This is a genomic window from Glacieibacterium arshaanense (assembly GCF_004681125.1).
GTDB lineage: Bacteria > Pseudomonadota > Alphaproteobacteria > Sphingomonadales > Sphingomonadaceae > Polymorphobacter_A > Polymorphobacter_A arshaanense.
Genome location: NZ_SIHO01000001.1, coordinates 297637 through 310058 on the forward strand (window position 1 = coordinate 297637; position 12422 = coordinate 310058).

Here is a 12422-nt window from a genome sequence, read left to right on the forward strand (position 1 = left end):
GTGCTACAGACTGCCAACTCGTGATGGCGCAAAGGTCGGTGAATCCAGTGAGTCGTCGTCCATCAGTGATCGCACCCGGCCGCACAATCGCCGCGTTGGTCATCTGGGCTGCAGCCACTGCGACGGCATCCAGCGCGTCGGAGACCAATGCAAAATCGCCGCCACGCTGGACGATTTCCGCCGAAGCCGTCCTGCTCGGCCGCGTCGGCACCGGCAACCAGCCGCTCGTCGCGTTCGTGCCCGGCGATGTCTATTGGTGGACGCCTTCCGGCCTCAACACGACGAACTATCCCGGTGCCGTTGCGCTCGCCAGTAACCAGCTCGGCCAGCGGTTGGCGCCCGGACCGAAACTGGGCGTGACGTATCGTGGCGCATCGGGCTGGAGTGCCGAACTCAGCTATTTCTCGGTGGTCGGGCTGGGTGCCACGCGCACGCGCGGCCCCGAAAACCCCGGGCAATGGTTGGTGATGAAGGCACCGGGCAGCTTCTGGCAGACGCAGGACTTCGCCTATCAGTCGATGGCGTGGCGCGCTGATTCCGGGCTGCACAGCCTTGAGGCCAACGTCCGGCGTGATGTGTCGCCACGCGTCACGCTGTTCGCCGGGCTGCGTTGGCTGCAATTGAACGACACGCTGCAGGGCACGCTGACCCCCATCGACATCGGCGAGCCCGACTGGAAAACCACGGTCATGCCGGCGACGCTCGCCGACGCGAAGCCTATGGCCGGCAGCACGCCAGTCGCCAACCCGCCATTCTGGACGACCGATACAGGTAACAGCCTCTACGGCGTCCAGATCGGCGCGCGCGCAACGGTCTGGCAGCATGCCCGCTTCTCGGTCGAGGCACTGGCCAAGGCCGGCGTCTACGCCAACCACGCCGAACAAGCCGCGCTGGTCAGTATCCGCAAACAGCTCAACCCCGCCAGCGCCGCCGTCAACACCACGAGCTTCGTCGGCGAGGGCGGTCTGGTCGCGCGGTTTGGCGTCACTGACGCCGTCGCGTTCAAACTCGGCTACGACATTCTATGGCTAAACGGCGTCGCGCTGGCGCCGACGCAGATCGCGCAAATGAGCACGACGCCCACTACGGTCACCGCGACCGGCGTCGATACGGGCGCGTCGACGCTGTTCCAGGGTCTCAGCTTCGGGGTTGAATACACCTTCTAGGCCGCGTCAAACCGCCGTTTGCGCAAATCGACGACCCAAAGCACCAGCGCCACCACCGCGTTGAGTACGATGCCGATGTTGATCAACGGGCCGAAATCGCTGCCGAAGACGCCGCCCAGGAACTGCACCGCGTCCCACAGCATGTGGAAAATCATCACCGGCACCAGGCTGTTGGCGCGCAGCGCGTAGCACGCCATTGCCAAGCCGAAGATGAAAGTCAGGCCGAGCTGTTCGAACATGCTGTCAATGGGGACGCCCGCCAGCGTATTGACTGAGTGCAGCAGCGAAAAGCCGACTGATGAAATCAGGATGGCCTTGCCCAGGCTGACATCGCGCAATGCGCCCTGCAGCAGGATGCCGCGAAACACCAACTCTTCCGAAAAGCCGACCAGCACCATCGTCGCGACGATCAGCAGCACAAACCCTGAAAGCTGCGGGTTGCCGGTGCTGAACGCGGCGTAGAACAACGCGGCCGCGAGCGCGAAATTGGGCAGCATCCACAGCGCGCCGCGCCAGTCGATCAGGCCGTAACCGCAATCCCAACGCCCGAAAATGCGCCGCGCCATGAAGATGGCGAACAGGCTCATCGCCACTTCGAAAAATACCAGCACCCGGACCATGTTCGGGTCGCCGTACGTGATGTTGAATACATGGCCGGTGGTGAACATGCCCACCGCCATGATCGCGATATAGCCGGTCGCAGCCATTATGGCAGGCCGCAAGGTTCCACCTTCAAGCTTCACGGCTGCTCCCTTTCTATGTTAGCCAGCGCATGCCCCCGGCATTTCGCGGATCCATTGGCGGATCAGCGCGACGCCCTCGCGGTCGGCGACCGAGCGGCCGAGTTCGGGCATCATCTTGGCGGGGTCGGCCGATTCCATCCGGTAGAGCAAGATCGACGCATCGGGCTTGCCCGGCACGACGTCATAGATACGGTCACCGCTGCCTTGCCCGGCCGCGACGGGGGTCTTGCACACGCCCCACAGTGCGGCATCGGTGACGCCGGGCTCAAGCGACAGCCCCGTGGTGTCGGCGGCGCCCTTGCTGTTGTGGCAGTGCGCGCAGTTGATATCGAGGTACGACCGCGCACGGACATCGAGCGACGCCGACGTGTCGCGCCAGTTGACGCTGCGCGGGGCATCGGCGGGCGCCTGATCGAGCATGTGGCGGCTGACCAGCCGCTGCAACTGTGCCGGTGCGCCGCCGAAGCCCACGTGGTTAAGGTGCGCCGCGGTCAGCCCGATCGGCTGCATGACCTTGGTCGTGTGGTTGACTTCGTGGCACTGCGCGCACTGGTTGGCGTTGGGCACCTGGTAGGTCAGCTTGACCGGCTCGGCGGCGATGTCGTCAAGGGTGATGTCCTCGATGGCACCGGTGCGCCGCAGCGTGGCTTCGGTCTGCTCGGCGTTCCACACATAGGGCAGACCGACCCAGCCGGCTTCACGTCGCACCAGCAGCCGCGTTTCCATGATGCGAACGCCGCGCAGGTCGAGTTCGGCCGCCGAAGCCGGGGTGAAGTAGCGGTCGCCGCGGCCTAGGCCGCTGGCCGATTTGCGGTAGAAGAAGGTCTTGCTGACGATGGTGCCGACGGGGAAATCGAGCGGCCCCGACGTCGTGTAGGTTGCCCGCTTGCCCTTGGGGATCCAAACCGTGCGCAGCTTGCCGGCATAGTCGCTGAACAGCGGCGTTTGCAGCGTATAGGCGAAGCTGTCGGGCGCCGGGCGGACGCGGTCGCCCGACATCTGCAATATGCCCCAGTCGCTAAGCTTCTGCGGGTTGTCTTCGGGGTGGAATTCGACGCCTTCATCGCTGCCGCAGGCTGCGAGCAGCAACATCAACACGAACGCGAGCAACCTCACGGCTTGGGAGCATCCACCAGAATGCCGGTCAGCGCGACGGCGGGCAATGCCGGCAGTGTGCAGACGAACGACTTGGTATCGATGCGCGGGTTCTTCGATTTGTTCGGCATATCGGCATTGAGCACCGGCACGCCGTCGGTGCACAGCACCGGCACAGTCGCCTTGGGATTGCGGAAGCCGTCCCACAGGATTTCGGGCAGCGGACCGGTCAGACCGACGACCGCCAGCCGCAGCGCTTTGAGCTGGACGCCGTCAGGCGAATTGCCGTTGCCCGACATGCGGTTGCCGTGGACGTAGATGCCTTCGGGGTAGGGATCGAAGGTCGCGGCGTGCGGGTATTTGTCGTTGAAGCCCGACGAGAACCCGCTCGACACGATGACCGCCGATGTGTCGTTGCCGGTGATGTCATTGTCGAAAATCTCGACATCGTCATTGGCGTTGATGACGACGCCCGAGCCGGCGGGAACATTGCCGACCGCGCTGCCCTTGGCGCCGAAATTGGGCTCGTTGTTGGCAATGACCTTGTTGCGGAAAACGCGCGTACCCTGGCCGACCTTGGTGAGCTGGGGCATGTTGAATACCAAAATGCCGCCGGTGTTGCCCTCGGCAATGTTATCGTAAACATCGGCGTGCTGGCTGTTTTCGATTTCGATACCCGCGACATTCTTCGACGCCTTGTTGCGGCGCACGACGATGTTTTCGGACTGGCCGACATAGATGCCGGCATCGGCGGCCGCGATGGCGACGCTGTCTTCGATCAGCACGTTCTTGATCTGCACCGGATACAGGCCATAGGCGCCGTTCGACGTGCTTGGGCCACCCGTCCATTCGGTGCGGACGCGGCGAATGATGACATTCTCGCCTTCATTGACTTTGAGCGCGTCACCCTTGCTGTCTTCGATGGCGAGGTCCTGGATGGTGAAGTTCGACGCATTGACCAGCAGCCCTTCGGCGCCGGCCTTCTGGCCCTTGAACGACAGGATGGTCTTGTCCATCCCCGCGCCCTTGATCGTCACGCCGTCGACATCGAGGCTGAGGCTACGGTCGAAATGGAAGGTGCCGGCCGGGATGTCGATAACATCGCCGGGCTTGGCGTCGAGCAACTGCTGCTGCAGCTTGGTTTCGATTTCCTTGGTCGCGGTGTCACTGCTCGCACCCGGCTTGTTGCATGCTGCGACCAGCGCCAGCGCGCTGATAGCGGACAGCGTTGCCCACGTCTTCAATCCCGCCATGTCATTCTCCCCTGCAACGCCATGCCGCGCCGCCCCTTGCAGCGTTTTGACCACAGGACGCGCCGCGCTGGCAAGTGGCGAAGCGCCGCCCTGACGGGTTTTCAATTGCGCGCCAACCCGATACGCTGGCGCATTGCCGCCAATCCCCGGAGTTCCGATGCGCATCCTGCTCGCTCTTGCCGCCGCGCCGTTGATTGCCAGTGCTGCGCAAGCTGCTGACCCCAATGCTTATCTGGAGGAAGTCGAAGGCCCGGCGGCGATTGCGCAGGTCAAGGCATGGAACGCCGAAACGCTGAAGGTGCTGACCGCAACGCCGGGGTTCGACGCCAACCGGACACGGGCGCGGGCGCTACTCGAGGACGACAAGCGCATCGCGACACCCGACGCCGTGCAGGGCGGGCAGGTGCTCAACATCTGGCGCGACGCCGCCAACCCACGCGGCCTGTGGCGCACTGCCTCGCTCGACAGCTTCAAGGCGGGGACGCCGGCATGGCGCGTGCTGATCGATGTCGACGCGCTCGGCAAGGCCGAGCACAAGAGCTGGGTTTGGGAGGGCGCAGTGTGCCGTGCGCCGGCGTATGACCGCTGCATGGTCGCGCTCGCCGACGGCGGTACCGACGCGCATGTTTGGCGCGAGTTCGATGTCGTGCACGGACATTTCGTCGATGGCGGTTTCGCGCTGCCCGCCGCCAAGGCCAATGTCGCCTGGGCCGGCAATGATGCGCTCTATGTCGCCACCGACTTCGGCAAGGACAGCCTGACCACGTCGGGCTATCCGCGCATCGTCAAGCGATGGACGCGCGGGTTGCCACTATCGACCGCAACGCTGGTGGCGCAGGGCAAGCCGACCGATGTGGGCGTCGCCGCCAACGTCATCGTCGACGGCGACAAGCAATGGCCGCTGGTCGTGCGCAGGCTCGATTTCTACCACACCGAAGTCAGCCATATCGCGCCGAACGGCAAGCTGGTGCGCAGCCCGCTGCCCATCGACGCCGAAATCGAGGATATCGTCGATGGCCGGATGATCGCCAAGCTGATCACGCCGCTCGGCGCCATCCCTGCGGGGGCGCTGGTCGATTATGACGTCGCGGCGCTGCTTGCCGGCAAACCCGCGCCGATTGCGCCGGTGTTCGTGCCGGCCGCCAGCCAGTCGGTCGAACAGGTGTCGGGCGGCGCGTCGGTGCTCTGGGTCAAGCTGCTCGACGATGTGTCGGGCAAGCTGCTGGCGCTGCGTCGCGGCGGCGACGGCACATGGGCGCAGACCCCGGTGCCACTCGCTGCAAACGCTACCGTACATCTTGATGCCGTCGGCGGCACGTCGCCGCTGGCGTTCGCGACGGTCGAAGGGCTGCTACTGCCGCCGACGCTGTACGCGGTGACGCCCGCGACAACGCCGCAGCTTGTCCAGCAACTGCCGGCCCGCTTCGATGCGAGCACGATGCAGGTCGAACAGCGTTTCGCCAAATCGAAGGACGGAACGCGCGTCCCCTATTTCCTGGTGCGCAAGAAGGGCTCGACCGGTCCGGTGCCAGCGCTGGTGCACGCCTATGGCGGCTTCCGCGCCGCGCAGACGCCAACCTACCTTGTGGAACAACCCTATCGCGCCGGGCCGGTGGCGCTGTTCTGGGTCGAGGCGGGCAACGCCTATGTGCTGGCGAACATCCGCGGCGGCAGCGAATATGGCCCGGCGTGGCACAAGGCGGGCCTGCGCGAAAAGCGCCAGAACGTCTTTGACGACCTGCACGCCGTCGCCGAGGATCTGGTCGCCACCGGCGTCAGTGCCAAAGGCCACATCGCGATTTCGGGGCGCTCGAACGGCGGCTTGCTCGTCGGCGTCGCGATGGAGCAGCGCCCGGATCTTTACGGCGCGGTCGTCATGGGCTCGCCGCTGATCGACATGCAGCGTTATTCGCACCTACTCGCTGGTGCGTCGTGGATGGGCGAATATGGCGACCCCGATGTCCCCGCCGACTGGGCATTCATCAGCGCCTATTCGCCGTACCAGAACCTCAAACGCGGCGTGAAATATCCGGCGCCGTACATCTACACCTCGACCAAGGATGACCGCGTCCACCCCGGCCATGCGCGCAAGTTCGCGGCGAAACTCGCCGAGTTCGGCGACCCGTTCTTCTACAGCGAGGCGTTGGAAGGCGGCCATGCCGCCGGCGCCGACCGTATCGAGGATGCGCAACGTGCGGCACTGATCTTCGCCTATCTGCAGCGCCAGTTGCCCGCGGCCCACTAGCGGCAAAGCGATTGGAATTATCTATGCAGATTTGGCGAAGCCGCAGCGCACTATAGGCAATCTATGGTGGATTTTCAGGGGGACTTTCACACATGCCGAAGACCTATGCGCTGCTGGTCGGTATCAATGACTATCCGACCGAAACCAGAGTCGCCAAGCTGCAAGGCTGCGTCACCGATGTCGAGAACTTCCACGGTTGGCTGAAGGCCAATGTCGCGGCCGAAGACCTTGATGTGCTGGTGCTGACCGATGCCGCAGCGACGCGCGCGGCGGTCATCGACGGCTTCCGCAAGCATCTCGGCAAGGCGCGCAAGGGTGACGTCGCGGTGTTCCATTACTGCGGCCATGGCGCACGCTCGCTTTCCGCGCCCGACTTCGCCGAATACTTCCCCGTCGGCAAGGACGAGGGGCTGGTCTGCATCGACAGCCGCATGCCCGGCGGCCGCGACCTCGCCGACAAGGAACTTGCTGTGCTGATCGCCGAGCTGGGCACGCACGCGCCGCACATTTCGATCATCCTCGATTGCTGCCATTCGGGTTCGGGCACGCGCAGCGCCGACAAGATCATGGGCGCCCGTACCCGCGCCACCTATGAAGTCACCGCCGACCGCCCGCTCGAAACCTACATCGACGGCTACTATGCCAAGCTCAAGGCGCAGGGGCAGCCGCTGACCATCCCGGCCACGCCGCACATTCTGCTCGCCGCGTGCGAGCGCAACCAGGAAGCGCAGGAAACGCAGGACGTAGGCAACCACGCCGGCGTCTTCACCACGACGCTGTGCGAGGTGCTGGGCAAGTCGCGCGGCGATTTGAGCTATGCCGACCTGTTCGTGCGCTGCCGTGCCGCGGTCCGCAGCCGCGCCGACAATCAGAACCCGCAGTTCGAAGCCGTCGGCAGTTTCGACGCGCAATCGGGTTTCCTCGGCCGCACCTCGCGCTCGGCGGCCGCGCGCTACAGTGTCTATCACGCGGCGGATGGCTGGACGCTCGATTGCGGCGCAATCCACGGCCTGCCGACCGACCCCGGCAAGCCGGTGACCTTGGCGCTGTTCCCCGAAGACGCGCAGGGCACGCGTGCCGGCGGCGCGGTCGCGGTGCAGATCGGACCGCAGAAGAGCCTGATCAAGCTCGATTTCGCCAGCGATGAAGCCACGCGCTACCGCGCCGAAATCACCAGCCTGCCGGTGGCACCGCTGCTGCTGGCGTTCGACGGCGATGATGCGTTGCGCGCCGCGCTCCAAACGTCGTTCGCGACTGAATCGGCGTCACCGCTGGCGCTCGCCGCACCTGCAGCTGTAACTGACTATGCGCTCGGCGTCAGCGGCGGCCAGCTGCAACTGGTCCAGCGCGCCACCGGCATTGTTGTCGCATCTGCGCGGTTTGACGATGCAAAACCCGCTGACGCCGCGGCCGCATTGCTGCCGGCGCTGCGCCATGTCGCGGCGTGGGAACGCAGCCTCGCGCTCGCCAATCCGACGACGCAAATGGAAACGTCGCTGGTCGATTTCGATTTCCACAGCCCGCAGCTCGACGATGGCAAGGCACCCGCAAGCGCGGCCCGCGAATTCACCATCGAAGTCGGTGGCGAGCAGCTGCCGCTCGGCAAGCTGACCGTCACCAACCGCACCAACCAGCTGCTGCACGCGGTGCTTGCCTATTATTCGCCCGACTTCGGCGTCAGCATCCTGCGCAACGAGCCGATCGGCGAGGACGGCGTGCCGGTGACGATGTGGGGCGGCGACTCCATCGGCTTCACGCTCGAACCGACGCAGAACTCCTCGATCGAGAATTTTAAACTGTTCGTCAGCACCGAGCAGGTCGATGACTTCCTGCTGGCGATGGAACCGCTCAAAATGGCGCAAACGCGCGGCATCGGCAGCGTGCTGCCGGTCAAGACCTACAGCAACGAATGGTTCACCCGCGGCTGCCGCGTCCGTGTGGTGCGCCGCATGGCCACCACCGGCACCGGCGATGTCAGCGTCGCCAAGGGCCGGATTACCATCAAGGGCCATCCGTCGGTCACCGCGAGCATTGCGCTGAGTGCCGCGACACCGCCGACCCGGGGGCTCGGCGCGGCGCCCGATTTCTACCGAGCGCTTGAACGCCAGGGGCTCGACCTGGTCAATTTCGCCAACACGCGCGGCGAGGGCGAAAACGTCCTCGAACTCACTGGCATCACCAACACCGCCGCACTCAAGACCGACCCGCTCAAGATCGAAGTCGATATCCCGCTCGCCGACAACGAGGCCATCCTGCCGGTGGTGTTCGACGGTGAGCACGTGTTGTTCGCCGGCGACGCGTACAAGGACGACGCCGGCAAGACGCAGATCAGCATCAGCGAACTGCCGGCAGCGGCGATCAGCACGCGCAGCCTCACCGGCGCGATCAAGATGTATTTCTTCAAGACCTATCTCAAGGCCGGCAACGTCAATCTGCTGCGCCGTGTCGAATATCTGGAGGACGGCAGCTTCGCCTATTGCGCCACCGAAAAAGACGACAAGCACGTCGCGGCGGCGAAGAACATCCTGCTGCTCGTCCACGGCATCATCGGCGACACCGAAGGCATGGCGGCGGGCGTCAAGGAATGCGGCGTCGCCGACAAGTTCGACCTCGTGCTGACCTATGACTATGAAAGCCTCAACACGCTGATCGCCGACACGGCGCGGTCATTGCAGGCGCAAATGGCGCAAGTCGGTATCGATGCCAATGACGGCAAGTCGCTGACAATGCTGGTGCATTCGATGGGCGGGCTGGTGTCGCGCTGGTTCATCGAACGCGAAGGCGGTAAGCATGCCGTTGATCACCTCGTCATGTGCGGCACCCCCAACAATGGCTCGCCGTTCGGCCGCATCGATGGCGCCCGCAAGATCGCCAAGGTGCTGACGGGGCTGGCGATGAACTATATCCCGACGGTCGTGCCGGTCGCCAGCGTGCTGATGCTGGCGCTCAACCGCTCGGCCAAGGTCACCCCGGCGCTCGAACAGATGAACCCCGACAGCGACTTCATCAAGACGCTCAATAAGAGCGAAGACCCCGGCATCCGCTACACCATCCTCGCGGGCAATGTGGACGAATATCAGGAACCCTCCGACGCGTTCTTCGCCAAGATGATCGCCAAGGTCGGCCAGAACGACGTGTTCGAAATGCTGTTCGCGCAAAAGCCCAACGACATCGCCGTCGGCGTCGAAAGCATCCTCGGCGTCGGCACCGGCCGCGCGACGGTGCCGGTGCGCACCAACATCGCCTGCCACCACCTCAACTATTTTGTTTCAGCTAATGGCCAGAAGGCGCTGACCACTGTCGCGTGGGATGGCTAACGCGGACGGCTAAGAGCCTCCGGCGGGCAGGGCCTTAGGCCTTGCACCCGATTGTTATGCGCTCTTCAAAAGGGTGCAGGCCTCTGGCCTGCCCGCCGGAGGCTCTTGAACCTACCCCGCCACCGGCGGATACAGCCGCACGCGGCGCACCATGCGCGGGTCGCCGTCGATGACTTCGAAGCGCCAGCCGTCGGGGTGGGGGATGGTTTCGCCGACGGCCGGCACGCGGCCCGCGAGCATGAACACCATGCCGCCGAGCGTATCGACATCCTCGCCGATGTCGTCGTTGGCGAAGTTGTGGCCGGTGGTTTCGGCGAGTTCGGTCAGGTCAAGCCGCGCATCGGCTTCATAGATGCCGCCGCCGATTTCCTGGAGCAACTGCGCGTGGGTGTCGTCGTGCTCATCCTCGATATCGCCGACGATTTCCTCGACGAGATCCTCGATGGTGACGAGGCCGTCGGTGCCGCCGAATTCATCGACGACGATCGCCATGTGGGTGCGTCCGGCGCGCATCCGCGCCAGCAGGTCGAGCACGCGCATCGATGAAGGGACATAAAGCACCGGTCGCAGCAGCGTTTCGACCTTGAAGTCGGCGAACGGCGCGCTCGAAACATTGTCGTCGAAGGTTTCGGCAATGACTTGATAAACGTCCTTGACGTGGATCATCCCGACGACGTGATCGAGGCTGTCGCGGAATACCGGCATGCGGCTGTGGCCGGCTTCGCGGAACAGCGCGACGAGCTCGGCGAAGCTGTCATCGATGTCGAACGCCACGATGTCGGCGCGCGGCACCGCGACGTCATCGACATCATGTTCGCCGAAATGCAGCAGGTTCTTGAGCATCGTGCGCTCGACCGCCGACAGGTCGTCGCGGTCGTCGGGCTCGCCGACATGCTCGTCGATGGCTTCTTCGAGGCTGGCGCGCAGGCTGGGTTCGGCGCCGGCGCCGCTGAGCAAATCGCGGATGCCGCGCCAGATACGGCTGCCTAAATCGCCGGATTCGCTGCTACTTTGGGGGTCCGCCATGTCAGCCGTCCGTCCGCTCAGGCGACATCAGCATAAGGGTCAGCCACGCCGAGGCCGGCGAGTGCGCTCCGTTCGAGCCTTTCCATATGCTCGGCCTGCCCCTCATCTTCATGGTCATATCCTAGCAGGTGCAGCGTGCCGTGCACAATCAGGTGCGTGGCATGATGTGCGATGCTGATGTGCTTTTCGGCCGCCTCGCGCGCCACCGTCTCGGCGGCGAGGACGATATCTCCGAGCAGGATTTCGCCGTCATCGCTGTCCGCCAGCGTGTCGAACAGGTCGGGTGCCACCATCGGGAACGACAGCACGTTGGTCGGCTTATCCTTGCCGCGGTAGTCGCGGTTGAGCGTCTGCACCTCGGCGTCATCGCTGAAGCGCACCGAGACTTCGGCGGCCGCCGCAAGCTCGGCAATCCCGGCATAGAGCGATTGCGCGAGGGCCGCCGCACAGGCCTTGGCGGCGAGCGCTTCCCAATCGGCAGCCGCGTCCCAGTCACCCGCCGCGATATCGGTTTCGACGGTCAGCATGGCGGGCAGCCAGGTTGTCGGTCAGGCATCCTTGGGCGGCCCTTCATAGGCCTCGACGATGCGGCCGACGATCGGGTGGCGGACGACTTCGCTCGCCGAAAAGCGCATCGTCGCGATGCCTTCGACGTCTTCGAGCTTGCGCACCGCATCGGCCAGCCCCGACATCGCCGGGTTGGGCAAATCGACTTGGTTGGGGTCGCCGCAGACGACCATCCGCGAGCCCTGGCCGAAGCGCGTCAGGAACATCTTCATCTGCAGCGGCGTGGTGTTCTGCGCCTCGTCGAGGATGATGAACGCGCTCGCCAGCGTGCGGCCGCGCATGAACGCCAGCGGCGCGATTTCGATTTCGCCCGACGCCAGCCGGCGCTCGACCTGTTCGGCGGGCAGCATGTCGTACAGCGCGTCGTAGAGCGGCCGCAGATAGGGATCGACCTTGTCCTTCATGTCGCCGGGCAGGAAGCCGAGTCGCTCGCCGGCTTCGACCGCCGGCCGCGACAGCACCAGCCGGTCGACGGTGCCGGCGACGAGCTGGTTGACCGCCTGTGCGACCGCGAGATAGGTCTTGCCGGTGCCCGCCGGCCCGAGCGCGAAAATGACATCGTGGCTCGACAATGCCTCGATGTATTTCACCTGTGTCGGCGAGCGCGCGACGATGGTCTTGCGGCGCGTGTGGATCGTGGCGAGCGTCGCGGGGCCGCCGCCGGCATCGGCGCGGGTCAGCCCGTCGAGCGACGGGTCGGCGCTGATCGCCACCGCACCGGCAATGTCGCCGGGGTCGAGTGCACGGCCGGCGACCAGCCGGTTGTAGAGCCCGGCGAGCACGTCACGGGCGCGTGCGACGCTTTCGGCATCGCCTTCGATCGCGACCTTGTTGCCGCGGGCGCTGATGTGGACGCCGAGTTCGCGTTCGATAACGATGAGGTTTTCGTCATACTGGCCGAACAGCGGGCCCATCAGGTGCGGGCGGTCGAATTCATGCTCCAAGCGAACACGGTCGGCGGGTTGCATGGTGCTGCGGGCTGGGACGCGGGGTGCGGATTTCTTGGCCAT

The 12422-nt window shown here is 65.0% G+C and carries 9 protein-coding genes; 3 read left to right on the forward strand and 6 right to left on the reverse strand.

The annotated features are described in order from the left end of the window. Positions 1-47 precede the first annotated feature (47 nt). Positions 48-1166, forward strand: coding sequence for a hypothetical protein (locus EUV02_RS01390; RefSeq protein ID WP_207790081.1), 1119 nt, complete (start codon positions 48-50; stop codon positions 1164-1166). Here EUV02_RS01390 and EUV02_RS01395 read toward each other — a convergent pair. The 3 genes from EUV02_RS01395 to EUV02_RS01405 are packed head-to-tail and all read right to left on the reverse strand — an operon-like array spanning position 1163 to position 4257. After that, a complete protein-coding gene (locus EUV02_RS01395) occupies positions 1163-1873 on the reverse strand; it encodes a CPBP family intramembrane glutamic endopeptidase (protein WP_135244437.1) in 711 nt (236 codons plus the stop codon). The genes EUV02_RS01390 and EUV02_RS01395 overlap by 4 nt on opposite strands. A gap of 54 nt (positions 1874-1927) precedes the next feature. Beyond that, positions 1928-3001, reverse strand: a complete 1074-nt coding sequence (locus EUV02_RS01400) for an SO2930 family diheme c-type cytochrome (protein ID WP_135244438.1) — start codon at positions 2999-3001, stop codon at positions 1928-1930. Positions 3002-3021: 20 nt separating this feature from the next. After that, positions 3022-4257, reverse strand: coding sequence for a parallel beta-helix domain-containing protein (locus EUV02_RS01405; protein WP_207790082.1), 1236 nt, complete (start codon positions 4255-4257; stop codon positions 3022-3024). Between the two features lie 157 nt (positions 4258-4414). Between EUV02_RS01405 and EUV02_RS01410 the strand changes: the two genes are divergently transcribed. Together EUV02_RS01410 and EUV02_RS01415 are read left to right on the forward strand one after the other, a co-directional pair. Then, a complete protein-coding gene (locus EUV02_RS01410; RefSeq protein WP_135244439.1) occupies positions 4415-6502 on the forward strand; it encodes a prolyl oligopeptidase family serine peptidase in 2088 nt (695 codons plus the stop codon). 92 nt (positions 6503-6594) lie between these two features. Next, positions 6595-9819, forward strand: a complete 3225-nt coding sequence (locus EUV02_RS01415; RefSeq protein ID WP_135244440.1) for a caspase family protein — start codon at positions 6595-6597, stop codon at positions 9817-9819. A gap of 111 nt (positions 9820-9930) precedes the next feature. Here EUV02_RS01415 and EUV02_RS01420 read toward each other — a convergent pair whose 3' ends face one another. From EUV02_RS01420 to EUV02_RS01430, 3 genes are read right to left on the reverse strand one after another with little or no spacing between them, the layout of a single operon-like run. Then, complete coding sequence (locus tag EUV02_RS01420) at positions 9931-10845, reverse strand: hemolysin family protein (RefSeq protein WP_135244441.1); 915 nt, start codon at positions 10843-10845, stop codon at positions 9931-9933. A 17-nt stretch (positions 10846-10862) separates the two neighbouring features. Next, on the reverse strand, positions 10863-11372 hold the full coding sequence (gene ybeY, locus EUV02_RS01425; RefSeq protein ID WP_135244442.1) for an rRNA maturation RNase YbeY: 510 nt from the start codon (positions 11370-11372) through the stop codon (positions 10863-10865). 21 nt (positions 11373-11393) lie between these two features. Continuing rightward, positions 11394-12422 carry a PhoH family protein gene (locus EUV02_RS01430; protein WP_135244443.1) on the reverse strand — a complete coding sequence of 343 codons (1029 nt, stop codon included), beginning with the start codon at positions 12420-12422 and terminating at the stop codon, positions 11394-11396.